The sequence below is a fragment of the Mesorhizobium kamtschaticum genome (genome assembly GCF_056174585.1).
On record NZ_CM149691.1, the window covers coordinates 7149636 to 7175445 of the forward strand.

Below are 25810 nucleotides of genomic sequence, written 5' to 3' on the forward strand. Positions count from 1 at the left end.
AGGGTTTTTAAACAAACACTTCCCATCCAACTGCGCGCGGCTCAAACAGTCTTCATCCACTTTGCCAGCCGGTGCGCGGCTTCCTCGACCTGATCGAGGCGGCGGTGGAAGCACAGCCTGAGGAAGGCTTCGCCGCCGGGACCGAAGGCGGTGCCTGGCGCCAAGCCGACATTGGCCTTGTCGACGATGTCGAAGGCCGCCGTGCGGGAATCGGTGATGCCGTCGACGGTGAAGAACAGATAGAAGGCGCCCTGCGGCACGGTAAACCTTGCGCGGCCGGTGGCGCCAAGAATGCCGCAGACCAGGTCGCGCGCTTTCCTCGCCCGCTCCACCTGTTCGGCCACGAAGCCATCGCCCTCGTCAAGGGCTGCGACCGCACCGCGCTGCATGAACTGGGCGACGCCGGAATTCGAATACTGGATCAGGTTCTCGAACACCTGCTGCAGGCTCGGATGCGTCTTGATCCAGCCGACACGCCAGCCGGTCATCGACCAGTTCTTGGAAAAGGAGTTGACGAACAGGATGCGGTCTTCCGCCGTGGCGATGTCGAGGAAGGACGGCGCGCGCCCGTGGCCATAGTGGAACAGCGAATAGATCTCGTCGGCGATGATCCAGACATTCCTGGCGCGCGCGAGATCGAGGATCGCCTGCAAGGTCTCGTGATCGGCGGTCCAGCCGGTCGGGTTCGACGGTGTGTTGATAAACAGCGCCTTGGTGCGCGGCGTGATCGCCGCGGCGATCTTCTCGACGTCGCAAGACCAGCCATTGCCGGAATGGTCGAGCGTGACCGCCACCGGAACGGCTCCCGACAGGGCTGCGGCGGCATCGAAATTCGGCCAGGCCGGTGAGAGATAGATCACCTCGTCGCCAGCACCGGCGAGAGCGGTCAGCGACATCTGGATCGCATGCATGCCCGACCCAGTGACGATGAATTGCTCCTCGGGGAACGTCTTGCCGAAATGCCTGGCATAGTAGCGTGACAGCGCCTGCCTGAGATCGGGAATACCCCTCTGCCAGGTGTAGAACGTCTCGCCGCCGGCCAGCGCCTTAGACGCGGCATCGGTGATGAAGGCGGGTGTCGGCAGGTCGCCCTCGCCAGCCCAGAGCGGGATCAGACCCTCGCGCAGGCGGCCGTAATTGACGACGGCGACAATGCCGCTTTCCGGTGCGGCACGGGCTTCGGCGCGAAAGCTGTCGATCAGGCTCATGGACAAATCCGTTTTCCCTTGGTGTTGCCGCTCTTTACCAGATGCGAGAACAGAAAACCCCGGCCGCGAACGACCGGGGTTTTGGTCCAGCAATGCCTGCCTGAATTATCGCTTCGCGAGCAGATCGCGGATTTCGGTGAGCAGCGCGATATCGGCCGGCGGCGGTGCGGCGGGGGCCGCAGGCTTCTCGCGCTCGAGCTTCTTACGCAGATTGTTCACGGCCTTGACCATGAGGAAGATGATGAAGGCGAGGATGAGGAAGTTCAGCACCGCGGTGAGGAAGCTGCCATAGGCGAGGACGGCGCCATGCGCCTTGGCGTCGACAAGCGTCGCGGCCTTGTTGTCCAATGACAGGGGCAGGAAATAATTGTTGAAATCCAGTCCGCCGAAAATCGCACCGACAATTGGCATGATGACGTCGTCGACCAGCGACTTGACGATAGTGCCAAAGGAAGCGCCGATGATGACGCCGACCGCAAGGTCCATCACATTGCCTTTGGAAATGAATTCCTGGAATTCTTTCAGCATTCGACCCTCCTTGTCATGACAGGCCCCGCTGCCGCTCCGTCCTTGCGGCATCGACCTGAAGGCAACATAACAAAAACCTGCGGTTGCAACATCGGCAAAAAAGGGAAAACAACCGCTTTCTCCTTCCGTTTCGGCACCTTAGGCGGCACCCAGGCTCGCTCCGTGGCCGCGATCATGCTGCCAAAGCCGCAATGGACTCCAGCGCCAAGCTGTGATTGCGTTCAGACAAGCCGGATAAAAAGACGGCAAAGGAGGAAATTCCAGGCGTGCAGGGCTTGTTCATCGTCATCATCGCGATCGCCTATGTGACGCTGCTGTTCGCCATCGCCAGCCTGGGCGACCGCCGCTCGGCGATTTCAGGGCCGAGCCGGGCGCGGCCTTTCATCTACGCGCTCAGCCTGGCCATCTACTGCACCTCGTGGACCTTCTTCGGCTCGGTCGGGCTGTCCTCGGAACGCGGCCTCGAATTCCTCGGCATCTATACCGGCCCGGTGCTGGTGTTCGTGTTCGGTTTTCCGCTGCTCAACCGCATCGTGCGGCTGGCCAAGACCGAGAAGATCACTTCGATCGCCGACTTCCTCGGCGCGCGCTACGGCAAAAGTTTTACCGTCGCGGCCATCGCGACGCTGATCGCCACCATCGGCGCGGTGCCCTATATCGCCCTGCAGCTGAAGGCGATCTCCGGTTCGGTCAGCCTGATGGTCGAGCATTATACGGGATCGCCGCCTTCCTTCGATCCGTTCGTCAGCGACATCTCACTGGTCGTCGCCATGCTGCTGGCGCTTTTTGCCGTGCTGTTCGGCACCCGCCATGCCGACGCCACCGAGCATCAGGACGGGCTGGTGCTGGCGGTGGCGGTCGAGACCGTGGTCAAGCTCGCCGCCTTTCTGGCGATCGGCCTGATGGTCACTTTCCTGATCTTTGGCGGCCCAGGCGACATGTTCGCCAAGCTGGCGCAGAATACACAGGTGCGGCAGGCGATGGGCTACAACACGTCGCTCGCCACCTGGCTGGTGCTGACCGGCCTCAGCGGCTGCGCCATCATCATGCTGCCGCGGCAGTTCTACGTCACCATCGTCGAAAATCGCGGCGAGGCCGAGCTGCGCACCGCGACCTGGGTGTTTCCGCTCTACCTCGTGGCGATCAACCTGTTCGTGCTGCCGATCGCCTTTGCCGGCCTGTCGCTGGTTGGCACCGGCACCAGCAGCGATCTCTACGTGCTGTCGCTGCCCCTGTTCAGCGGCCATGATGTGCTCGCCATGGCCGCCTTCATCGGCGGGCTGTCGGCGGCAACGGCCATGGTGATCGTCGAAAGCGTGGCGCTGTCGATCATGATCTCCAACGACCTCGTCATTCCGCTGTTCGTGCGCCGCCTGCTCAAGACCTCGACCTCGGAGAATGAGGACTGGTCGACGCTGATCCTCAATGTGCGGCGCGGGGCGATCTTCATCCTGTTGTTCATCGCCTTTCTCTACTACCGCGAGAGCACCAACAGCGCGCGGCTGTCGTCGATCGGCCTGATGTCGTTCGCGGCCATTGCACAGTTCGCGCCGGCGCTGGTCGGCGGGCTGATCTGGCGCGGCGCCAATGGCCGGGGGGCAGCGCTCGGCATGGTCGCCGGCATCCTCGTCTGGGGCTACACGCTGCTTTTGCCGTCACTTGTCGCGCCCGATACCGATATCCTCTTGCATGGGCTGTTCGGCTTCGAGGCGTTGCGGCCGCAGGCGCTGTTCGGCACCGTGGCCGAACCGCTGAACCACGGCGTGCTTTGGAGCCTGTCGATCAACACGCTGTTTTTCGTCCTTGGCTCGCTGTCGCGGGCTTCGGTGCCGCTGGAGCGCATCCAGGCGTCGATTTTCGTGCCAAGGGATGCCGGCCCGATGCCGAGCCTGCGCCGCTTCCGCACCGCCATCACCGTCAACGACCTCAAGGACACAATCGGGCGCTACCTCGGCGTCGAGCGCACCGAGCGCTCCTTCCAGTCGTTCGAGAAGACCAACGGCACCTCGCTGCACGGCAAGGAGCAAGCGAGCATGGACGTCATCCGCTTCTCCGAGCAGCTTTTGGCCAGTGCCGTCGGCTCCTCCTCGGCGCGGCTGATCCTGTCGCTGCTGTTTCGGCGCCATGACCGCGAATCCCGGGACGCCTTCCGCTTGCTCGACGACGCCACCGAGGCGCTGCAGCACAACCGCGACCTCCTGCAGATCGCGCTCGACCAGATGGAGCAAGGCATCACCGTCTTCGACCGCGATTTCCGCCTGATCTGCTGGAACCGCCAGTACCGGGCGCTGTTCGACCTGCCCGACGAGATGGGCCAGGTCGGTGTCTCGCTCGACCAGATCCTGCGCCATCTCGCCGAGCGCGGCGACATCCCGGCCGACCAGCGCGTGGCGATGCTCAACCGGCTGACCAGTTTCGTCAGCCCCTGGCAGATGGAGCTGAAGACCAGCGGCCGCATCCTGGAACTGCGCTCCAACCCGATGCCGGATGGCGGCATCGTCGCCACCTATGCCGACATTTCCGGGCGCGTCGAGCAGGATCTGGCGCTGAAGCGCGCCAATGAATCGCTGGAACAACGCGTCAAGACCCGCACCATCGAGCTCACCCGCGTGAACGAGGAACTGGCGCAGGCGCAGATGCTGGCCGAGGAGGCCAATCTCGGCAAGACGCGCTTCCTCGCCGCCGCCGGCCACGACATCCTGCAGCCCTTGAACGCCGCCCGGCTCTATTGCTCGTCGCTGATCGAGAAGGCCGGCAAGGGTCCGGCCGGCAAGGCGGCGGTCAACATCGAATCTTCGCTGGAATCGGTCGAGACGATTTTGGGCGCCGTGCTCGACATCTCGCGCCTCGATGCCGGCGCGATGAAGCCGGACGATGCCGCCTTCAACCTCGACGGATTGCTGCGCCAGATCGGCAATGACTTTCGGCCAATGGCAGCGGAGAAAAAGCTCGGCCTGACGATCATGCCGTCGTCGCTGACGGTGGTGACCGACCGCAATTTGTTGCGCCGCCTGATCCAGAACTTGGTCTCCAACGCCATCAAATACACTCGGCACGGCCGCATCCTGGTCGGCGTGCGGCGGCGCGGTGAACTGGCGGAAATCCAGGTGATCGATACTGGCATCGGCATTGCCGGCGACAAGCTGAACACGGTCTTCCATGAATTCACCCGGCTGGATGAAGGCGCGCGGGAAGCCGAGGGCCTCGGCCTCGGCCTGTCCATCGTCGACCGCATCGCTCGGGTGCTCAGGCTCGAAATCCGCATCTTCTCCAATCCGGGCAAGGGCACGCGCTTCTCGGTGATCCTGCCGGTGGCGGCGGTGCAAGAACCGCGACGCGAGGTCGAAACCAGGGCGCCCGCCCGTGCTGCGGCTTCGCTGGCCGGGCTGCATGTGCTCTGTATCGACAACGACGCCCGCATCCTTGAAGGCATGCGGCTGCTGCTCGAAGGCTGGGGATGCAACGTCGATACGGTGTCCGGCTCACGGGATCTGCAGAGTGCCGCGATACACCGCCCGGACATCGTGCTTGCCGACTACCATCTCGACGGCGAAACCGGTCTCGACATCATCGCCCGGCTGCGTGCGATCCATGGTGACGACCTGCCAGCCGTGCTGGTCACCGCAGACCGGTCCAACGAGGTCCGGGCGGCGGCAGGTGGGCTCGAAATTCCCGTGATCAACAAGCCGCTGAAACCGGCGGTGCTGCGCTCGATGATGGCCAGGGTCAGGCCGCTGGCCTCGGCCGCCGAATAAGCCCAAGCCCGGTTCTGTCTCAGCGATGTCCTAGACTTTCGAAGTAAGCGCAGAACATGTCAGCCATCGCGTCGGCATAGGTTTCGATCTCGACCGGTGTTCGCGGACTTCCTGAAAAGTCCTTTCCCACTGCGCTGAGTGTGGTGATGATCAGCTCGCCCGCCAGGGCACGGGCGGCTTCCGGAGCCTCTGGCAGCGCCTCCCGCAGGAATATCTGGACAGTGCGCTCTCCCGAGGTTCTCGCCTGATGCGCCTCGGGTGCGTCGCGATAGAGAGGGGCGGCGTCGTTGAGCGCGACGCGCACCGCGGCCTCTTCGCACTCCGAGCGGATGAAGGCGTGGACAAGGCCACGCAGCCGTTCGAGAGGCGGTTTCTGACCGTCCTCAAGGATGGTGCGCAGCAGGCCGCCCGTCTGCCGCCATTCATCGCTCTGCAACCTGAACAGGAGTGCCGCCTTGTTGGGGAAATACTGATAGAGCGAGCCGACGCTGACGCCGGCCTTTTCCGCCACGCGCGTGGTGGTGAAACGCTGCGCGCCTTCGCTCGCCAAAACCTGAACAGCAGCCTCCAAAATCGCCGCGACAAGGTCCGTGGCACGTGCCTGTTTGGGCTGTTTTCGTGAGGAAATCGAAGGGCTTGAGCGTCCGGTCATGTCTCGGCTCGGCAATGCGAATTGGAAACCTGAAGGATTATTCGTATTTTTCAGCGCAACACAAGAACGCAGTCCTTTTCGATCGGAGACTTTCATGACGACGCTGACCAACGCCCCGCTGGCACCTTTGCTGGAGCGCCTGTTCAAGGAAGCCAATGCCGCAACCAGTCCGGCCGTGGCTGCGCTCTCGCACCAGGAGCGGACGCGCCTGCTCAACAGCAAGACCGAATATGTCGATTTCTACGGACGGCTGAAGGATCTCTGGCTGGCGATCTCGCCGGAGACCGGCACGCTGCTCTACATGCTGGCGCGCAGCAGCGGCGCGCGCATCATCATCGAATTCGGCACCTCGTTCGGCATCTCGACGCTCTATCTTGCCGCAGCACTCAGGGACAATGGCGGTGGCCGCCTGATCACCACCGAATTCGAACCGTCCAAGGTGATGCGCGCCAAGGCCAATTTGACCGAGGGCGGCCTCATCGACCTGGTGGAGATCCGCGAGGGCGATGCGCTTGAGACGCTGGGCGCCGACCTGCCGGAGACAATCGACCTGTTGCTGCTCGACGGCGCCAAGGCGATCTATCCGGAGATCCTCAGCCTAGTCGAGAGCCGCTTGAAGCCAGGCGCACTGATCATCGCCGACAACGCCGACTTCTCTCCCGAATATCTGGAACGGGTGCGCTCGCCGGCATCGGGCCACATCTCCACGCCCTTCGGCGAGGACGTCGAACTGTCCGTGCGGCTCGGCTGAAGCCGGTCCCATCGCCGCTCCAGGGCGGCCGTAGGCGTTTACGTCAACCAACGCGCAATCTTCCGGGCCGTCGACGACAGTCGGGCCTCCATGCGCAGGTGGCGTCATGATCAAAACACTCTTTTCCTCCTGGCGCGCTGCCCCGCGTCCAGCCCTGTTGGGACTTCTGCTCTTCTTCTGTGCCGGTTTCGCCGATGGCGCGTTGATGCCTTTCTTTCCGCTCTGGGCGAGCAGCGAGGCCGGCATTCCTGTCGGCGCGATCGGCCTGCTGTTCGGCTGCTATGCCGGCGGCGAGCTCCTGGCGGCGCCACTGATCGGCGGCATCGCCGACCGCGTCGGCCGGCGGCCGGTGCTGATCGTCTCGTCTATTGGCGTCGGGGCCGGCTTCCTGGCCCTGTTCTTCGTGCATGGTGTGGTTGTTGCCGCCATCGTGCTGCTGTTGACCGGCATGTGCGAATCCGTGCTTCACCCGACGATCCTGACCGCGATCGCCGATGTGACGTCGCCATCCACCCATCCCCGCTGGTTCGGCCTGGCGCGCGTGAGTTCAAGCGCCGGGCAGATTCTGGGACCAGCTTGCGGTGCCCTGCTGGCGCTCGTGTCGCTGCGCAGCGTGTTTCTTGCCGGCGGTACGATGCTTGTGCTGGGCGGAATCGTGATGCTCTTCGCCCTTAGCGAGACGATCGGCATCGGCCGCGCCGCCGGCGACGATCGCCACGATGAAGAAGAGGAAGGCCTGTCCGCGCTGCTGCCGGCGTTCCGCGATGGCCGGTTGGCTAAGCTGCTGCTTTGGGTCGTGCTGTTCGAGGTCGCCGGCAACTGGATCGAGGCGGTGATCCCGCTTTATGCGCATGATTCCGGGACGCTGACAGCATCAGGCGTCGGCGCGCTGTTTGCCTACGCCGCCGCGCTGACGGTCGGCCTGCAGATGCTGGTCAGCCGCATGGTCGAGGCACGGTCCGCTCTCTGGCTGACGGTCGGTGCCGGCCTTGCGACGATACTCGCCTTTGCGCTGCTGGCCGCCTCGCCTGCGATGTTGACGCTGATCGGCGCGGTCAGCCTGTGTTCGATCGCGCAGATGCTGGTCGGACCGCTGGTGCCGACCGCCGTCAATGCGCTGGCGCCTCCGGCACGACGCGCCTCCTACATGGCGGCTTCGTCGGTGGCGGTCGACCTCGAGGATTCGCTCGGGCCTTCGATCGGCACGGCGCTTTACGCGCTGGCACCGCGCCTGCCCTGGATCGCCGGCATACCGCTGGTGGCGATCGCATCGCTCGGCCTTGGCGCGGCAATCGGCCGGGCGCGGCGCCCTTCGCGGCAGACCGAGGATGATGCCACGCAGCAACTGGGCTCAGCCGTCGAAAACTATCGCTGAGATATCCGTTCGGCGTCATCGCACAGACGCGGGTCGACAGCCTCAGAAGGGGCTGCCCACCATCTGCGAATTGCGGAACCTGGGCTTCGCGCCGTTGGCCGCCGGCGACGGACGATGCTCGCGAAACGCCATGGCAAGGGTGCGCAACGCATCGCGCGATTGGGGGTCTGACAGCGTGGACAGCAGCACGATCTCCGACGCCGGCAGCGGCGGCAGGCCGAACTTACGGCTGACCTCGATGGTGCCGGGCGGAACCAGGCGAGACGAGAAGGCTCCGGCGGCGAGGCCGGCGGAAACGGCCTCGGCAACGGCGAAGGAACCGCAGCCCAGGAAAACCTGCGTCCACGGTATTCCAACCGCATCGAGCGTGCCGGTGATGACGTCGCGGATGCTGCAAGATGGGGCGGAGGCAGCCAGCCGTAGCGGCTCGCCGGCGCGGTAGACGAAATCCGGCGTGGCGTACCAGCCGAAATGCTCTGGCGCCAGTACCTCGCCGTCGCGGCGGTCGTCCTCGCGCCGGACGATCGCGGCATCGAGGTCGCCACGATCGAACGCGGCGATCAACTCGCGCGTATCGTCGAGCCGCACCTCGATGGTCAAGGCCGGATCATGCGCATTGAGGCGCGCCAGCAAGGTCGGCACTTCGGCACCGCCGACATGGGTGGCAATGCCCAGCCGAAAGTGGCGGCGAACAGCGGCGAGACTGGCGACGGCACGGTCGTGCGCGGCGAGCAGATCGCGCGCCGGTTCGAGGAACACCGCACCACGCGCTGAAAGGCGCACCAGTCGCGGCGTCCGCTCGATCAGCTTCTGCCCCACCCGATCCTCCAGCCGCTTCAGCTTGACGCTGATTGCGCCTTGCGTGCTGCCAAGCGCCTCGGCCGCGCGTGTGAAACTGCGCAACTCGGCGACGGCGACGAAAGCTTTCACCGCATCTACGTCCAGCGTCATGTCAGCAATCTCATTTTGTTGTCACTGAAATAGCCAATCATGCAATTCCAAAATGATCAAGCCTCGCCTACCTTGGCCACATCAGCACCAGCGAGCCGCCCTTGCGAACCTGCCGGTAGCCGTCCACAGCTCGAAAGGTTGAATCATGCCCACTGCCCTGACTCGTCGAGGCATCGTCGTTCTGTCCGCCGCATGCCTGGCGTGCCTGATGTTCGGGCTGGAGATTTCAAGCGTTCCCACCATCCTGCCGACATTGGAGCAAGAGCTGCACGCCGACTTCAAGCAATTGCAATGGGTGATGAACGCTTACACGATCGCGGTCACGACCGTGCTGATGGCGGTCGGCACCATCGCGGACCGCTACGGACGCAAACGCGTCTTCCTGGTTTCCATCGCCGCCTTCGGCCTGACGTCGCTGATCTGCGGCCTGGCGGATGATGTGTCGACCTTGATCGCTGCCCGGTTCCTGCAGGGTTTGAGCGGTGGCGCGATGCTGATCTGCCAGCTCGCAGTGTTGTCGCACGAATTCCGGGAAGGGCGCGAACGCGCCGTCGCCTGGGGTTGGTGGGGCGTCATCTTCGGTGTCGGCCTCGGCTTCGGACCCATCATCGGCGGCGGCATCGTCGCGGCCTCGAGCTGGGAATGGGTGTTCCTTGTCCATATGCCGGCAGCGATCGTGGCGTTCGTGCTGGCTTTGACCGGCGTCCATGAATCGAAGGACCCGCAGGCGGGCAAGCTCGACCTGGCGGGCATAGTGACGCTGTCGCCATCGGTCTTCTGTCTCGTCTTCTACATCACGCAAGGACCGGATCTCGGTTTCGCCAGTCCGGCAGCACTGACGATTCTCGGCATCTCGATCGCGAGCTTCATCGCGTTCCTCATCGCCGAGAAGGTCAGCAAGCGACCCATGTTCGACTTCTCGGTCTTCCGGATCCGGCCCTTTCCGGCGCCATCGTCGGCTCGGCCGCGATGAACCTCTCCTATTGGCCTTTCATGATCTATCTGCCGATCTGGTTCCATGCCGGTCTCGGCTATGACAGCATCTCGACCGGCGTTGCCCTGCTCGCCTATACGCTGCCGACGCTCGTCATGCCGCCCTTGGCTGAGCGGCTTTCGCTGCGCTACCGGCCCGGCGTCATCATTCCGGCCGGGCTCGCCATCATCGGCGTCGGCTTCATCCTGATGAAGTTCGGCAGCGCCGCCGCGCGGCCGGACTGGTTGACGATGCTGCCCGGCTGCCTGATCGCCGGAACCGGCCTCGGGATCACCAACACGCCCGTCACCAACACGACGACGGGCTCCGTTTCAAGCGACCGCGCTGGCATGGCCTCGGGCATCGACATGAGCGCCCGCATGGTTTCGCAGGCGGTGAACATAGCGGTGATGGGCTTCATCCTGGTGAGCGGCGTGCTGGCGCATCTCAGCGAAGCGCTGCCAGACCTCGACGGCAGCCAGTTGCGTCTTTTCGCCGAGGGGATCTCAGCCGGAAATCCCAACCCCGGTCTTGCCGATGACGTCGTCCACGACACACTTCGAAACGGCTTTGGCTGGGTGATGCTCTATGGCGGCATCGGCGTCTGGATCATGGCCGCCATCAGCTTCGTGAACTTCAACGCCCGAAGGGCTCGGCAGGCGGAGGTTGAGTGCTCCGACTAAAACAGCGCTCTGGCGCTCAGTTCGCTGGCTGCAACGGATCACTGCCGATCTTGGACAAAAGGATCACCGCCTGGGTGCGGCTGTCGACGCCAAGCTTCTGCAGAACGGCCGAAACATGCGCCTTGATGGTGGCCTCGGAGACGCCGAGCTCATAGGCGATCTGCTTGTTGAGCAAGCCTTCGGCCAGCATGCCGAGCACGCGGGTCTGCTGCGGCGTCAGCGCCTGCAGCCTTTTGATCAGGTCCGATATTTCGGGATCGCGCTCGACACCGAGATCGACACCGACGGGCGCCGCGATGTCGCCGGCGAGCACCGATTGCACGGCGTTGCGGATCTCCTCCATGCTCGCCGACTTGGAGATGAAGCCGGAGGCGCCAAGGTCGAGCGCGCGCCTGATGGTCGCCGGATCGTCATGCGCGGAAACCACGATAAGCGGCACCGCCGGATGGATGCCGCGCAGCGAAATCAGGCCGGAGAGGCCGCTGGCGCCCGGCATCGACAGGTCGAGCAGCACCAGATCGACATCCTCATTGGCCACGACCAGCGCCTTGGCGCTTTCGAAATCACCGGCCTCGTGGATCGCGGCGACATTGCCGATACCGGCAAGCGCCTCACGTAGCGCACCGCGAAACAGCGGATGATCGTCGGCGATGACGAAAGAATAGCCTGACGGCAAATGTCCCTCCCCGGATCCCGTCGGTGATTTTTAAGCTTTTCGGGACCAGTCGGACGATTATGAGAGGCTGCGCGCTGTTTTCAAGCGGCAAAACCAGCGCGCCGCGTTTTCCCTTGTCTACAGCGCTCAGGTCTTCTGCGAATTCAGCTGGGCGCCGCCACCGTTGTCCTTGTCCATATCCTTGACGATGCCCATGAAGCCCTTCAGGAAGCGCTCCATGTAGCTCATCGTCTTGTTGAAATCCTCCTCGCTCGGCAGTTTCGATTCCAGCTGGGCGGACAGCGAATTCTCGAGCTTGGTGACGCGCTCGTCCATTGCCTTCATCGAGGTTTGCAGGCGGTCGATCTCGTCCTGGAAAGCGGCGCGTTCGTCGGCCGCCACCTTGCAGACGAGCTGACCGGAGCGTTCCTCGCAGATCGACATCGCACCGGTCTGCGTGTCCATGCGGACATAGCCGTTGGCGGATTTTTCCAGCCGGTAGCGGTCGGTTTCTTCCGAAGAGGCGGAGGCCGCGACCAGTGAAACGAGCGCGGCAGGGATCAAGATGTGTTGCAGACGCATGTTGTCCTCCATGGCCAAGGCCTGAAATATCGCATGTTTGCGCCGCAAATGGGGAAGACCCTTGGCGTGGCCTTTCCCGCGTGGCTGCTTCGGACTATAGCGCAACCATGTCTCAGTTTATCTACAAGATAACCCCGCAAGCGCCTTGGCGCGAGGCCGAAGCCAGTGGCCGCTTCACCGGTGCGCCGATCGACGTCGCCGACGGCTTCATCCATTTCTCCACGGCAGCGCAGGTTCGGGAAACCGCGGCAAAACAGTTTTCCGGCCAGACAGACCTTCTGCTGGTCGCCATCGAAGGCGCCAGCCTGGGCGACGCGCTGAAATACGAGGTTTCGCGCGGCGGCGCGCTGTTTCCGCACCTTTACGGCGTGCTGGAACTGAAAGCCGTCACATGGGTGCGACCGCTGCCGCTCGGCGCCGATGGCACCCACCACTTCCCGGCACTGGAGGCCGAATGAGTCTGTTCGACCGGCTTGGCCAAAAACTGCTGTTCACATTCGATCCGGAAACAGCGCATGGCATGTCGATCGCGGCGCTGCGCTGCGGCCTGCCGGTCGGTGCGCGGACGGTACACGACACCAGGCTGAAGGTCAGCCTTTGCGGTCTCGATTTCCCCAACCCGCTCGGCATGGCGGCCGGCTACGACAAGAACGCCGAGGTGCCGGACGCGCTGCTTGGCCTCGGTTTCGGCTTTGCCGAAGTCGGCACGGTCACGCCGCTGCCGCAGGCCGGCAATCCGAAACCGCGCATCTTCCGGCTGACCGCGGACGAAGCGGTGATCAACCGGCTGGGTTTCAACAATGAAGGCCATGCGGCGGCCGAAAGACGCCTTGCCGCGCGCAAGGGGCGTAGCGGCATTGTCGGCGTCAACATCGGTGCCAACAAGGACAGCACCGACCGCGTCAGTGACTATGAGCGCGGCGTCGCGCGCTTTGCTTCCTATGCCAGCTATCTGACGGTCAACATCTCCTCGCCCAACACGCCCGGCCTGCGCAACATGCAGGCGCGCGAGCAGCTCGGCGAATTGCTGTCCCGCGTCATGGCCGCGCGTGCATCAGCCGCGGCCCAGCCGCCCATCTTCCTCAAGATCGCGCCTGATCTGGTCGAGGCCGAGCTGGAGGACATCGCCGCCGAGGTTATTGAAAAACAGATCGACGGCGTCATCGTCTCCAACACCACCATTTCGCGGCCGCCGCTGCGCAGCGGCGACACCGCGCGTGAGGCCGGCGGGCTTTCGGGGAAACCGCTGTTCGAACGCTCGACCATCGTGCTGGCGAAGATGCGCAAGCTGCTTGGCCCGGGCATAGCCATCATCGGCGTGGGCGGTGTCGATTCCGCCGAGACCGCGCTGGAGAAGATCCGCGCGGGTGCAGATCTCGTCCAGCTCTACACCAGCATGATCTATGCCGGGCCTGCGCTGCCCGGCAGGATCATTGCCGGGATGGCACGCTTCGTCGAGACGTCACAGCTCAAATCCATTCGCGAATTGCGCGACAGCCATCTCGATCAATGGGTAATGAGGCCGCTCTAAAGCGTTTGCTCGGAAGGTGACCGGCCTTGGTTTGAATCCGTCGGCTCGCGACCTTCCTGAGACTATCTCAACTCCGCGTTCCGACCAATCATCCAAGTCCATTCAACCGAGCGTGTTCGGCTTGTCGTGCCAAGGCTTGCACCCGGTAAGCATTGAGAATCTCTACCATCTTGTCGGGTGAAAATTGCCATCCTCCGGGAAGGCAGCCCTCGGCTCCAAGACCTCTGTTAATTCGCATGAGCGAGGTCTCCTTCCTGGCGCCAGGTTCGAAGTTGTAACCGATCAGCTTGCTGCGGTTACGCGGCCTCCAGACGTGGAACCCCTTTATATCTCGCCATGCTTTCTTCGGACCAGCATCTATCATGAAGCCGCTATCGTCCAAGGTCAAAGTGTGAGGGCGGATGAGCGACCGGATCAGGAATGGCACGCTCAACCCAGAGAAAAATATCCCGATCCATCCGACTGCGTGCACGCCAGCTGGGCTCCGCACCGTCCCAATTCCTGCCAAGAAGACAAGCGGGCATGCTAGAAGCAACAGGAATGTTTTACCTCGTGATCCTCCTATGATCCTTGGCTCGACCGGTTCGACCATGTCTCCATTGCCCCGATATGTCAGTCGCCCTCAATTCCTGAAGGGTAAAACAGTCTAGGTCCATTTTCCACCTTACTGAAAAATCAGACACTAGAACGCCGTCCGCACCCTAAGCCGCAGAATCGCCAGCAGACTGAGGCCGCGCACCACCAGGAACACGTGCAGCGCCGCCCACAGGCCGTGATTGCCGAAGGCCGGCGCCAGCGTAAGCAACGCGACGGCGAAGACGAGGAATGACAGCAGCATCATGTTGCGCATGTCACGCGACCAGGTCGCGCCGATGAAGACGCCGTCCATCTGGAACGCCAGCACGCCACTCAGCGCGGTGAATGCCGCCCAGGGCAAATAGATGTCGGCCACCGAGCGCACCTCCTGCGACGTCGTGACGACGGCGACCAGATTGGCACCGGCCAAGAGCAGCACCAGGGTGGCGGCGCCGGCCAGCCCGAAACCCCAGAACAGGGTCAACCGCACCGCCTGCCGGAAGGGCTGCTCGGCACGCGCGCCGACGGCACGGCCCGCGAGCTGTTCGGCGGCGGTGGCAAAGCCGTCGAGGAAATAGCCGGCGACGAGGAAGAAGTTCATCAGCACCGCATTGGCGGCGAGCGTCACCGTGCCGAACTGCGCGCCCTGGCGGGTGAACAGCGCGAAGGCGGCGAGCAGCGAAAACGAGCGGATCATGATGTCGCGGTTGAGCGACAGCATGCGCAGGAAGGCGCTCATGTCGAGCAGGCGATGGCGCGGCAAGGACGGGGTCGAGCGGAAGCGCAGCACGACGATGGCGAGACCCAGCAGCATGGCCAGGAATTCGCCCGTGACGGTCGCCCAGGCGACGCCGGCAACGCCCCAGCCCAGCTTCAGGCCAAGCAGGAAGCAGAGCGCGATGTTGATGCCGTTGAGCACCAGCTGCAGCACGAGGCCAAGCCCGCCCTCGCCGCGCCCCAGAACATAGCCGAGGATGGCATAGTTGATCAGCGAGAAGGGTGCGGCAAGCAGCCTGATCCTGATGTAGACGCCCATCGCCTCGCTGACGCGCGGTTCGGCGCCCATGAACCACTGGCCGCCGACAGCGATCAGCGGCGAAAGCGCCGCCAGGGCGATGCCGGCAAAGACCGCGATCAGCACGGCGCGCCAGAACACCGCCTGTTCCTCGAGCGCGTCGCCACGCCCGAAAGCCTGAGCTACGAGACCGGTGGTGCCGGAGCGCAGGAAATTGAAGGTGGTGAAGACGACGCTGAACACCAGTGATCCCGCGGCCAGGCCGCCGAGAAGGGCCGCGTCGCCGAACTGCCCGACAACAGCCGTGTCGACCAGGCCGAGCATCGGCGTGGTCAGATAGGCAAGCGTCATCGGCACCGCAATGGCGAGCACGGAACGGTTGGTGACGACAAAAGATCTGGCGTCGGCTGGGATTGCACCCTTGTCCAAGGGATTGCTGCCTTGCTGATTGCGGCTTGATCGAAGAGCCGATGTGCCCCATTTTCCGGCCACCGCGCAATCATTCTTGCCGCGATGGCCAACCGAAATCCCGGTCTGGCGCGAGTCCGCCGGATCCCGTCATGCCCCTGCAGATCGTCCACCACCCCGACTACGACGCCGGCTTTGCCACCAGCCATCGCTTCCCGATGAGCAAGTATCCGTTGCTGATGGAGGCCTTGCGCGCACGCGGTCTGGCCAGTCCAGACGCGCTCAACACAGCGGAACCCGCGCCGGCGTCATGGCTGAAACTTGCCCATGCGGCCGACTATGTCGACCAGGTCATCAGCTGTTCGGTGCCGGAAAAAATCGAACGCGAGATCGGCTTTCCGGTCGGTCCTCGCGTTTCGCTGCGCGCGCAGCTTGCCGCCGGTGGCACGATATTGGCGGCGCGGCTTGCCTTGCGCCACGGCATTGCCTGCAACACCGCCGGCGGCAGTCATCATGCGCGGCGCGCGCAAGGAGCCGGCTTTTGCACCTTCAACGACGTCGCCGTCGCCTCGCTGGTGCTGCTCGCCGAGAGTGCCGCACAAAACATCCTGGTCGTCGATCTCGACGTGCATCAGGGCGATGGCACTGCGGACATTCTGGGCGATGAGCCACGCGTGTTCACCTTCTCCATGCATGGCGAGCGCAACTACCCCGTGCGCAAGATCGCTTCCGATCTCGACATTGCGCTGCCTGACGGCACGGGCGATGCCGTCTATCTGGAGAGGCTGGCCGCAATCCTGCCGGCGCTGTCGGCCCGGACGCATTGGGACATCGTTTTCTACAATGCCGGCGTCGACGTCCATGCCGAGGATCGGCTTGGCAGGCTGGCGCTTTCCAATCACGGGCTACGCGCCCGCGATACGATGGTGATCGATCGTTTCCGCGCGATCGGTATTCCCGTCTGCGGTGTCATCGGTGGCGGCTATTCCACGGACGTGCCGACACTTGCCGCGCGGCACGCCATCCTGTTCGAGGTGGCTTCCGGCATGGCTTGATACCTGAAGCTCGAGAGCCGAAGACGTAGCTACAAGCTTCTCAGGAATGTCAGACTGGGAGCAAAAAAGTACTCGCCTCCCTGCATCTTGACGAAACCCTGAAAAGACAGCGTTGCGTCTCCAGCAGCCAGGTTGTCCCACTCTTTTTGCCAATGTTGCCCAGCGACAGGGCCTTGGCCAATGATGGGGTCGAGTTTCGACGGTTGCCCGCTCGCGGGAAAGGTAGGGTTGTTGGCCCAAGTCTGCTGCGTGAATTCGAACTGCGTGGCCAGTTCGCGATTGTAGGCCATGAAGAGAAGGCCTACCTCGCCGGTCGGCAGCAGCGGACCTACCTTCGCATCAAACTCCGCTAGCGACTTGCTGTCAGGAATATCCGAAGGGTGAACCTGCCGGGGAACATCCTCATAGGGGATACCGCGGCGCGGCATCAGATGCTTGCGTTCATTCTCCGGCGTTTCAAAGCCGCCGGTGCCGCGCGGATTGACTTTGCGGATATGAGCCTGGAACGGACACCGTGCGCCTTTGTCGTTGTTATAGTTGAAGTCGTTGGGCGGATTGACCGCCTTTGCTTCGTCCGAGAGTGTCACCGGGGTGCCGTCTTCGAACCGCCCCACCACCATTGCTCCGGCCAATTCACGATCTTCACCGGAGAAGCCGAGTGCGGTTGCCAATTCCTGCTCTCTGCGTTTGAACATGCGCACGTTCTGATCCAGCTTGCGGAAAATAAAGTAACTTCCAAAACTTATTCCGTCGGCGGAACCTGGGTCCGGGACAAGGGCAACGTCGAGAGGGGCCTCAGGATCCCATTCGGCGATGCCTGCGTCGCGCGCTTCCTTGGCGCTGTCTTCCACAAGCATCAAAGGCTGGCTCCGGCCATCCACATAGCCGAAATGCTCAATGCCATCATTGGCCTTGTTGAAAATGGCTCTGCCGTGCTGCTCCTTGACGATTGTGGCTCCGGCGCCCGTCAAGAGCGTCGCGATCGCATCGCGTTTCAGGCGCAAAGCCGTATCGTTTTCGCTGCCCACAAGAACCATTCCATCGATCTTGCCTCGGAACGGCGTCTCCCAGGAAGCAACAGGCGGATCGCCCAATATGGCCGCTTTCATGCCTGTTCTGAAACCCGGGTCGGCTGGAATGGCGCCGGAGGCCACTCCAAGCGCGGAATAGCCAGTGGCAGAAAGGAAAACCGAGACAAACGGCCTACCCGACTTGCCGGTTGCGTGAAAATTATCGGCTTCGAGCAACTGCTGGTAGGCGCTGGTGGCGTGGTAGTTGGCGATCTCACGCAGGGCAGCTCGCATCTCGCGCTTCCTGGCAGCCGTTATCTTGAAAAAGATATTCACGGTGGCGGGCCGACCATGGCCTTTCAGGATATTACCCTGCAGCGCAGCAAGCATCCGCTGCTCGTCGTGGCTGGCGCTCTTCCAGGAGAGCGGCTTCGTAAGATCTATTGCCATGGTTTCTTCCCTCCACCCGAGTTGAAAAAACGTGGCGAAAAGCAAGACTTGTCCTGTAGCCGATCGCCATCCATCAAATTCATTCTGCGCATTCCGCGAGTCTGATGGGAAACAATTGTCTCCAATTTTCTGAAAATACCCCGATTAAAGCCTACTCCATCTCTATAGGCCTTACCCACCCGGTCTTTCATGATGCTCCCCTCGGCCTGAAAACACAATAGTACATCAAATAATTACGCATTCTATTCAAGTATCTTATCAGAATTATTAGATATCCTCTTGGAATCTTCTGATTTTCCTCATCAGGACAAATAGTTATAATCTGAACCGATGCGATCACTTTTGAGCCCGCGATCTGGAAGGCGCCTACGGCGATTGCGATGTGCCGCACCAACCCGTTGCGGGCCATGACGGGTCTTGGCCCGGGCGGCGTACGGTGCCCTTAGCGGGCTGTCAGCTTTGAGGATGGATAGAACGCGCGCTTGACAGCGCTACTTCCGGTAGTTGGCGATCCTGAGCAGGATGAAGGCCGGCACCACGATCGCGGCACCCAGCAGGATGTAACCGAGGAAGCGGTCGATGGCGTGGAAGCCCAGGTTCCACAGGTCCATGAAGAATTTCTGGATGCCGTAGAACACATCCATCGGCGACCAGCCGAAGGCATTCATGACAAGGCCGACGAGGAACGACACCACCAGCAGCTTCAGGATCACCCTGAATGGCGAGTCGCCGAGAAAGCGCGTCAGTGCGGACAAGGCCGTCTCCCGATTGAGATGCCCGGACTCATGGGCACGACCCAGAGATACGTGCTTGGCGGCCATCCATCAAGCCGGCGCGGTCTGTGCGCGAAACCGGGGGCGCCGAGCCGGTTGCTAGCTTCTGACCGCCGCGGAAAATCCACACCGCTCCAGCATCTGGCCAAGCGGCGAGCCCGCCGGAATGGCGCGGCCCTTCATCCACAGGCTGAGCGTATGATCGAACAGATGGATGCACAGGGTGCGCGGCGTTCCGATATCGGCAAGCGAGAGAAGCGGATCGACCAGCAAGGCGACCTGATGATGGCTGACCGGGTAGAAGACGTCGATCGGTGCCGCGTGATGAATGGTACCGGTTTCGCGGGCGAAATAGGTGATTGCCTCCGGACCCAGCTTGCCCCAGCCGTAGTTGGAGATATGGATCGGCAGGCCGATGAACTTGCGAAACCTGTGCCGCCGCAGCCTTGAGCGTTTGAGCCACGGCGCGATGTAATAGGGATCTTCCGCGATCTTCAGCATCTCGGACAGTGTTTTGCAGCCGACCGGCAATTTCAGCACTGCACCATTGAGTTCGTCATTCGTCTGATAGCCGAAAATATAGTCCTGCTTCGGTATTGTTCTGACACAGAACACATCGCAATCGACGTACAGACCGAGCCCGGCCTCCAGGATCTTCAAACGGAAAAGATTGGAAAACAGCGATGGGCTTCCGTTCGACTTGTAGTAGACGATCCGCTCCCTCGACATCAGTTTCGAGGCGTCGACCGTCTCGACGCCGGGCGGTACATTGCCTGGGATGTCGTAGCAATGAAGACGCACGCGGTGACCCGCCAGCACGAAGGAACGCAAGCAGGCGGCATGCAGATTGTCCAGCGATGGGCCGATCCAGACGGCGTTGACGACTGGCTCGATGGCGCCGTCCGGCCTTGGCTGGGGGCGTTCGCTATCCATGGCGGTCACTCGCGCTCGATACTCCCGACCTCGGCTGTGAATTCCCGAATGATCCTGGCTGGCGACCTCAGTTCACGCATCGCGGCCCTGTAGCCGGCCGCCCGCTGCTCAAGCACCGGCATTGCCTGGAAAACATCCCTGGCAAGGTCGAGCCCGCGCGCGGTGTATGGTCGAAAATACGGTCCAGCCGTTGCATTCAACGAGGTTGCGGGCACGCCAACCGGCACACAGCCGGCATAGGCGCATTCGACATATTTCATCAGTTCGACATTGTGGAGCGTCCCGCAGAGGAAGAAATGGGTGAATTGCGAGGCAAGGCTGACAAAGCGCGCGTGCGTGATGTCGTGACGCGGCGGCTTGCTGTCTTCCGGATAGCCGGGATGCTTGAGGTCGAAGATGAACAATTTCAACCAGGGCAGTCGGGAGCGTCTGCGGCGAAGCGCGTAGCGCAGCGGATACAGGGTTTTGGAATTGCTGCCTGACAGGAAGATCTTGCGGCGGCGGCCAACCAGGGGGACCTCGACCTCTCGTGAGGAATCGTAGGGATACGGCAAGTGGACGACGCGAGAGACTTTCAGCGTCGTCACGAAGGCCAGGAAAGGTCCCTCGGGATCGTAGGTCGTGGCATAGTGGACGCCGGGATGGTCGGCGCAATCAAAGATGAACCTGACACAGAGATTGGCTGCCTCCGGCATGTCCGGATCGCTGACCCGGAAGAAGAGCAGCGGCCGGCGGCTCGCCGGAACCGCCAGATGCTTTTTGAGCACCTCGACATCGCCGGGTTCTAGACGATTGTCGACGACGGCGACCTCGCAATCGCCCTGGCCGATCTGGCTGATCGGCCGGGCCTCCCACGACAACGGTCTGGCGAAGGCCGGACCCACACCCGGGTAGATCGCCTTGTCATACGGATGCGTATCCGAATGGAAATAGATGATCCGCAAAGCAAATTCCCCCGAATTGCCCTGGGCACAGCGAACCGAAGCCTCCGGCCGGAGGCCAGTTGCCCACGGATTGTGTACGCTGCCGCATGGGAGTCGAGCAACTGGAGGGATTGTTCATCTCGAACAAGTGATCGAAATTCTGGGCTTGCGAAGGTCCGCAATTCTTAAATATGGGTAAACAAGATCACTTTAATTTATTGAAAATAAAGCACAAAATCGTCATTTTCGAATTTTGCGCAATGTGCGTGCAATTTTCACCTGCGAGACAGTCGGCGTCTTTCAGGTGATGGACCCGCGCGGCGCTCTGACCCCCTACTACAGCTGGCGAACGCCAGCTTCAGGACCGTGCAGCCATCCCTGAAAGACACCAAATCGGAGCCGGACCACCCCAACGATCAGGCTCCCCGGGAATTAACCTGCGTATCGATTTGTCGGATGCGCGTTTGTGTTGGAGTAATGCTCGTGTCCTCTCAAGCAAAGATCGTCCTGACGGCCGGTGTCCTCGGCATCTGCCTTCTCGGGCCGGCGATGGCCGCCGACCTTTCACCGACCTACAATGATCCGCCCGCCTTCCAGTGGAGCGGCGCCTATGTCGGCGTCCATGGCGGCACGGCGTTCACAAGGATGCCCAATCCGTTCGCCGATCGAAATGGCTTCAGCGGCGGCGTTCAGGCCGGCTACAACCAGCAGATGGGTCCGGCGGTCCTCGGCGCCGAGATCGAAGGCTCCTATCTGGGCGGCGCCGAACATGACGTCCATGGCGGCAAGATCAAGGAGAAATGGCGTGGCGCCGCCAAGGCCAAGGCAGGCGTGAGCTTCGACCAGACGCTGCTGTTTGGAACCGGCGGCGTTGCCCTGACCAAGTTCGACAAGGGCGACAATGTCAGCAGCACTGACGGATGGAAGGTCGGCTATCTGCTGGGCGCCGGCATCGAGCAGGGCTTTGCCGGCGGGCTGTCCGCCAAGGTCGAGTACGACTATGTCCGCACCCCTGGCGTCGAGACGACATCGGCCCTTGGCACGTCCAAGACGACGATCGCCAGCCATGAGCTGAAGGCCGGCATCAACTACCGGTTCTAGAAACAGGTCGATTGGATTGCGCGATGCCCGCCGGCATCGCGCAATCCTGCGTTCCGGTATGCGCCGATGCCCGAGGCGGCGGTCGGCTTTTTCCGTAACGGACCCGGTCCCCGGGCTCTTCGCAATGTCGATGCAATCTTCGCGATCTAGGTCCCCGCACGTGAATTTTCATGATGGGAATCTGTTCCGATATGTCCACATATGGCGCCGGCCTCCTCATACGGGGCCCGAAGATAGTGTTCGTCGCAGTCGCGCTCGCGCTCGCGGGCTGTGCCTCCGACATCATGAAGAACTATGTCGGACAGCCGGTCGAATCGGTCATTCTGGATTACGGCCCGCCAACCGCTGTCGTCGATCTCGGCCAGGGCGAACGCGCCTATCAGTGGCGCAAGGTATCGACGTCAGCGGTTTCCGGGACATCGAGCGGCGAGGTTCGCCACACAAAACACGGAACCGTCTATGAAGAGACCGAGACGCCCGGCTATATCGAGCGTCAGGAATGCTTCTACACATTCTACACATTCTACACATTCTACACATTCTACGCCCGCGCTTCCGGCGGCCGCTGGTTCATCACCAATTTCCGCCAGCCCAAGCTGGAATGCGAATGAATTGCCGCGGCCGCAGACCCGACCGGCCGCGGATAAAGGAGAATATCTATGCGCGTCCTGTTGATCGAGGACGAACCGGAAATGGCCTCCGTGTTGAAGGCCGCTCTCGAGCGTCTGGACATCATCGTCGACCATGCCGCGACATTGGCCGATGCCGAGGCGATGGCCCGCCTGGGCTATCACGACGCGGTGGTGCTGGACCGCCGGCTGCCGGATGGCGACGGCCTCAGCCTCATACCGCGGCTGCGTGCCTTGCACCTGGATGTGCCTGTCATCGCGCTGACGGCGATGAGCGGGTTGGACGACCGCGTCGCCGGGCTCGATGCCGGCGCCGACGATTACATGGTCAAGCCCTTCGCCACGGTGGAACTCGTCGCGCGGCTTCATGCCTTGCACCGGCGCTCGTTCACATCGCGCGCCAACCAGACGATGGTCGGCCGCCTCACCTATGATTTCCGCCATCGCGAAGCGCTGGTCGAGGACCAGGCGCTCGACCTGCCGCGGCGCGAAAGGCTGGTGCTCGAAACGCTGATCCGCCGGCCGGGGCGGACCATCATGCGCAGCGCGCTGGAGGAGGCCGTCTACGCGCTGGACGACGAGATCGGCTCCAATGCGCTCGATGCGCATATTTCGCGGCTGCGCCGCAAGCTCGACGATGTCGCCGCCGGCATCGAGATCCGGGCGATCCGCAACCTTGGCTACCTCTTGCGGGCGGCCTCGTGAAGAAAGTCCGCACGCGCTCCCTGCAATGGATCCTGGTCCGGCGGCTGATCCTGCTGCAGGCGGCGACGCTGCTGATCTTCATCGTGCTCTGCGCGGCAGCACTTTGGATCGCCAATCCGCGCCTGCTGATCGACAACGAGGCAGCCGTCGCGGCCGTCAAGGAAGCGGTTGGCCGTGACGGCAACGGCAGACTGATCGTCCATGAGACCGAGGAGCTTGCCAGCTTTCGCGAGGGCTTCCCCAATGTCTGGTACATCGTTCGTGACGGCAGCGGCCAGAGCGTGCGCTTCGGCACTGTGCCTGACGTCTACGCCAGGAATTTTGGCGACCTGCTGGGCGAGGCCGATCACGCCACCATCGGATTTTCCGAGGATGATTTGAGGCCGGAGGCCTATCTCGAAAAGGCCGCGACCAAGGCTGGCACGGTACAGATCATCGCCGGGACGCGGCCGTCGCGAGAAACCGACGGCCTTGAGCTCAGCATTTCGGCCACTATAGACGTCGCCAGGAATCCCGACGGCAGCAGGAACTGGGAGAAGGCACTCCCCGCGCTTGCGGTCATCATCCTCATCCTGTTGTTGCGGATCGTCCTGGTCATGGGAACCACGACGCTGGTGACGACGCCAGCCGTGGTGCGCCGCTCCTTCGCCGGCCTTGTCGAAACGGTCCGCCAGGCCACGCGCATCGACATCGGCACCCGTGCCATGCAACTACCGGTCAAGCAGGTGCCACAGGAAATCGCGCCGCTGGTGCATGCCTTCAACGAAGCGCTCGCCCGCCTCGCCCAAGGCTACGACCGCCATAACCGCTTCCTCACCGACGCGGCGCATGAACTGCGCACGCCGATCGCCATCCTGCGCACGCGCGCCGAATTGCTGAAGCAGGAGCCACAGAGCGTGCGCCTGCTGCATGACATCGAGCGCCTGTCGCATCTTGCCCAGCAACTGCTCGACCATCAGTTGCTCGATCGGCCGTCGGACCAGCGCCAGATCATCGATCTCGACGATCTCGTCAGCCGGGTCGCCGCCGACTTCGCCCCATTGGCCATCGAGGCCGGTTACGACCTCGCCTTCGAGCCGCCACCTGGCAAGGCCCAGGTGGAGGTCAATGTCCTGCAGATCGAGCGCGCGCTGGCCAACCTCGTGCGCAATGCCATCGAGCATGGCGGCGGCAGCGGCACGATCACGATCGCCATCGACGGGACCGGCGGCGTCGAGGTGCGCGACGAAGGCCCGGGCATTCCCGCGGAAGAGCACGAGAACGTCTTCGAGCCCTTTTACCGCTTGCAGCCGCAGTCGCGCGGGGCGGGGCTTGGACTGAATCTCGTCCGACAGATCGCGCTGTTGCATGACGGCACGATCCGCATCCTGACAGGCTCATGGCGCGGCGCCCGCATCCGCATGGAACTGCCCGTGCGTTCGTGACGGTGCCGAGCCCATAGCATCGGCCGGCGAGACCCCAAGTCGGTCCCTGGCTTATCTGTTTTCTAACCAATTGCCGCTATTGCCATTCCAGGAGCGGGAGCCAGGCTTTGGTGGGAACGGGAAAAATCGGCGCGCACCGCGCAATCGCCCTGTCGGTCGTGGTGCCATGCTACAATGAGCGCGACGGCGTGGCCGAGCTTCACCGACGCGTCAGCGCCGTCTGCCTCGAGCAAAGCCCTTCCTACGAGATCGTGCTTGTCATCGACGGAGCGACCGACGGCACCCGCGAGGCTATCTTCGAATTGGCCGAAAAGGACGATCATGTCGTCGCCATCGACCTCGCCCGCAATTACGGCCACCAGATCGCGCTTAGCGCGGGGCTGGAGTTCTGCCGCGGCGAGCGCATTCTCATTCTCGACGCCGACCTCCAGGATCCGCCCGAGCTGCTCAGCGCGATGATGGCGAAGATGGACGAAGGCTTCGACGTCGTCTACGGCCAGAGGGTGAAGCGCGACGGCGAAAGCTGGTTCAAGCGAGCTTCCGCCTCGATATTCTACCGCTTGCTCGGCCGGATGGTCGATGTCGAGATCGCACCGGACTCCGGAGACTTCCGACTGATGAGCCGCCGTGCGCTCGATCATCTGAACGCGATGCCCGAACGCTACAGGTTCATTCGCGGCATGGTGAGCTGGATCGGACTCAGACAGGTCGCCTTCCCCTATGAAAGGCACCGGCGCTTTGCCGGCACCACTCACTACCCGTTGAAGAAGATGGTTCTTCTGGCGGTCGACGCGATGACCAGCTTTTCGATCGTGCCGTTGCGGTTTGCCTCGCTGCTGGGGATGATGTTCGGTCTGCTCGGACTGGTCGTGCTCGGCTATACGCTGTTCGAGTGGTCCAGGGGCAACGTGGTGCCCGGCTGGACGAGCCTTGCCGCGATCATGCTGATCATGGGCAGTGTCCAGCTTCTGGTGCTCGGCATCTTCGGCGAGTATCTCGGCCGCATGTACATGGAGACGAAGCGGCGGCCGCTCTACTTCGTCAACGAAATCGTTGCGCGCGACCGGTCGGCCAAGGACAGCAACCTGCCCGTCCATCGCCTGCAGGAGATGGCGAAAAGAGCCGCGCGTGGCTGAGGCGAAGGTCGACCAGATGCAACGGGAA

At 62.7% G+C, this 25810-nt stretch carries 22 protein-coding genes and 1 pseudogene; 12 read left to right on the top strand and 11 right to left on the bottom strand.

Features of this window, described 5'->3' with window-relative positions; translation table 11 throughout:
* Positions 1–41: 41 nt before the first annotated feature.
* Together AC0V7N_RS35145 and mscL are read right to left on the bottom strand one after the other, a co-directional pair.
* Positions 42–1208: a pyridoxal phosphate-dependent aminotransferase gene (locus AC0V7N_RS35145; protein ID WP_475453474.1), complete on the bottom strand. Its 1167-nt coding sequence runs from the start codon at positions 1206–1208 to the stop codon at positions 42–44.
* A 105-nt stretch (positions 1209–1313) separates the two neighbouring features.
* Positions 1314–1736, bottom strand: coding sequence for a large conductance mechanosensitive channel protein MscL (gene mscL / locus AC0V7N_RS35150; RefSeq protein ID WP_475453476.1), 423 nt, complete (start codon positions 1734–1736; stop codon positions 1314–1316).
* Between the two features lie 266 nt (positions 1737–2002).
* Between mscL and AC0V7N_RS35155 the strand changes: the two genes are divergently transcribed.
* Positions 2003–5491 carry a PAS domain-containing hybrid sensor histidine kinase/response regulator gene (locus AC0V7N_RS35155; protein WP_475453478.1) on the top strand — a complete coding sequence of 1163 codons (3489 nt, stop codon included), beginning with the start codon at positions 2003–2005 and terminating at the stop codon, positions 5489–5491.
* Between the two features lie 19 nt (positions 5492–5510).
* Here the strand turns inward: AC0V7N_RS35155 and AC0V7N_RS35160 are convergent, their stop codons facing one another.
* Positions 5511–6143 (bottom strand): TetR/AcrR family transcriptional regulator, encoded by a 633-nt coding sequence (locus AC0V7N_RS35160; protein WP_475460664.1) that lies wholly within the window; start codon positions 6141–6143, stop codon positions 5511–5513.
* Positions 6144–6237: 94 nt separating this feature from the next.
* On the opposite strand from AC0V7N_RS35160, the gene AC0V7N_RS35165 reads away from it, so the two are divergent.
* Entirely contained in the window at positions 6238–6894 is a 657-nt protein-coding gene (locus AC0V7N_RS35165) for an O-methyltransferase (RefSeq protein ID WP_475453479.1), read from the top strand.
* 106 nt (positions 6895–7000) lie between these two features.
* On the top strand, positions 7001–8269 hold the full coding sequence (locus AC0V7N_RS35170) for an MFS transporter (RefSeq protein ID WP_496627626.1): 1269 nt from the start codon (positions 7001–7003) through the stop codon (positions 8267–8269).
* Between the two features lie 42 nt (positions 8270–8311).
* Here AC0V7N_RS35170 and AC0V7N_RS35175 read toward each other — a convergent pair whose 3' ends face one another.
* Entirely contained in the window at positions 8312–9220 is a 909-nt protein-coding gene (locus AC0V7N_RS35175) for a LysR family transcriptional regulator (RefSeq protein ID WP_475453483.1), read from the bottom strand.
* A 145-nt stretch (positions 9221–9365) separates the two neighbouring features.
* Here AC0V7N_RS35175 and AC0V7N_RS35180 point away from each other — a divergent pair.
* Positions 9366–10876, top strand: a pseudogene (locus AC0V7N_RS35180) (MFS transporter).
* A 16-nt stretch (positions 10877–10892) separates the two neighbouring features.
* Here AC0V7N_RS35180 and AC0V7N_RS35185 read toward each other — a convergent pair.
* Together AC0V7N_RS35185 and AC0V7N_RS35190 are read right to left on the bottom strand one after the other, a co-directional pair.
* Positions 10893–11552, bottom strand: coding sequence for a response regulator transcription factor (locus tag AC0V7N_RS35185; RefSeq protein WP_475453484.1), 660 nt, complete (start codon positions 11550–11552; stop codon positions 10893–10895).
* A gap of 126 nt (positions 11553–11678) precedes the next feature.
* Positions 11679–12113 (bottom strand): hypothetical protein, encoded by a 435-nt coding sequence (locus AC0V7N_RS35190; RefSeq protein WP_475453486.1) that lies wholly within the window; start codon positions 12111–12113, stop codon positions 11679–11681.
* A 107-nt stretch (positions 12114–12220) separates the two neighbouring features.
* Between AC0V7N_RS35190 and AC0V7N_RS35195 the strand changes: the two genes are divergently transcribed.
* Together AC0V7N_RS35195 and AC0V7N_RS35200 are read left to right on the top strand one after the other, a co-directional pair.
* Positions 12221–12571 (top strand): DUF952 domain-containing protein, encoded by a 351-nt coding sequence (locus AC0V7N_RS35195; protein WP_475453488.1) that lies wholly within the window; start codon positions 12221–12223, stop codon positions 12569–12571.
* On the top strand, positions 12568–13644 hold the full coding sequence (locus tag AC0V7N_RS35200) for a quinone-dependent dihydroorotate dehydrogenase (RefSeq protein WP_475453489.1): 1077 nt from the start codon (positions 12568–12570) through the stop codon (positions 13642–13644). The genes AC0V7N_RS35195 and AC0V7N_RS35200 overlap by 4 nt, the downstream gene beginning before the upstream one ends.
* 682 nt (positions 13645–14326) lie before the next feature.
* On the opposite strand, the gene AC0V7N_RS35205 is transcribed toward AC0V7N_RS35200, so the two are convergent.
* Entirely contained in the window at positions 14327–15664 is a 1338-nt protein-coding gene (locus AC0V7N_RS35205) for an MATE family efflux transporter (protein WP_475453491.1), read from the bottom strand.
* A gap of 131 nt (positions 15665–15795) precedes the next feature.
* Here AC0V7N_RS35205 and AC0V7N_RS35210 point away from each other — a divergent pair, with 131 nt between their 5' ends.
* Positions 15796–16698: a histone deacetylase family protein gene (locus AC0V7N_RS35210; RefSeq protein ID WP_475453493.1), complete on the top strand. Its 903-nt coding sequence runs from the start codon at positions 15796–15798 to the stop codon at positions 16696–16698.
* 29 nt (positions 16699–16727) lie between these two features.
* Here the strand turns inward: AC0V7N_RS35210 and AC0V7N_RS35215 are convergent, their stop codons facing one another.
* From AC0V7N_RS35215 to AC0V7N_RS35230, 4 genes are all read right to left on the bottom strand, one after another.
* Entirely contained in the window at positions 16728–18158 is a 1431-nt protein-coding gene (locus tag AC0V7N_RS35215; protein WP_496627627.1) for a Dyp-type peroxidase, read from the bottom strand.
* A 491-nt stretch (positions 18159–18649) separates the two neighbouring features.
* The gene (locus AC0V7N_RS35220) at positions 18650–18913 is read right to left on the bottom strand and encodes a DUF6460 domain-containing protein (RefSeq protein WP_172234501.1); all 264 of its coding nucleotides are present in this window, start codon (positions 18911–18913) and stop codon (positions 18650–18652) included.
* A 117-nt stretch (positions 18914–19030) separates the two neighbouring features.
* Positions 19031–19864 carry a hypothetical protein gene (locus AC0V7N_RS35225; protein ID WP_475453496.1) on the bottom strand — a complete coding sequence of 278 codons (834 nt, stop codon included), beginning with the start codon at positions 19862–19864 and terminating at the stop codon, positions 19031–19033.
* Between the two features lie 5 nt (positions 19865–19869).
* Positions 19870–20808 carry a hypothetical protein gene (locus tag AC0V7N_RS35230; RefSeq protein ID WP_475453498.1) on the bottom strand — a complete coding sequence of 313 codons (939 nt, stop codon included), beginning with the start codon at positions 20806–20808 and terminating at the stop codon, positions 19870–19872.
* Positions 20809–21270: 462 nt separating this feature from the next.
* Here AC0V7N_RS35230 and AC0V7N_RS35235 point away from each other — a divergent pair, with 462 nt between their 5' ends.
* The 5 genes from AC0V7N_RS35235 to AC0V7N_RS35255 all read left to right on the top strand — a co-directional run bounded on the left by AC0V7N_RS35235 (position 21271) and on the right by AC0V7N_RS35255 (position 25782).
* On the top strand, positions 21271–21888 hold the full coding sequence (locus tag AC0V7N_RS35235) for an outer membrane protein (RefSeq protein ID WP_475453500.1): 618 nt from the start codon (positions 21271–21273) through the stop codon (positions 21886–21888).
* Between the two features lie 191 nt (positions 21889–22079).
* Positions 22080–22499: a hypothetical protein gene (locus tag AC0V7N_RS35240; protein WP_496627628.1), complete on the top strand. Its 420-nt coding sequence runs from the start codon at positions 22080–22082 to the stop codon at positions 22497–22499.
* Between the two features lie 48 nt (positions 22500–22547).
* Positions 22548–23222: a response regulator transcription factor gene (locus AC0V7N_RS35245; protein WP_475453503.1), complete on the top strand. Its 675-nt coding sequence runs from the start codon at positions 22548–22550 to the stop codon at positions 23220–23222.
* Positions 23219–24646 (top strand): sensor histidine kinase, encoded by a 1428-nt coding sequence (locus AC0V7N_RS35250; protein WP_475453505.1) that lies wholly within the window; start codon positions 23219–23221, stop codon positions 24644–24646. Before AC0V7N_RS35245 ends, AC0V7N_RS35250 begins: the two co-directional genes overlap by 4 nt.
* A gap of 110 nt (positions 24647–24756) precedes the next feature.
* Positions 24757–25782, top strand: coding sequence for a glycosyltransferase family 2 protein (locus AC0V7N_RS35255; protein WP_475453506.1), 1026 nt, complete (start codon positions 24757–24759; stop codon positions 25780–25782).
* The last annotated feature ends 28 nt before the right edge of the window (positions 25783–25810 follow it).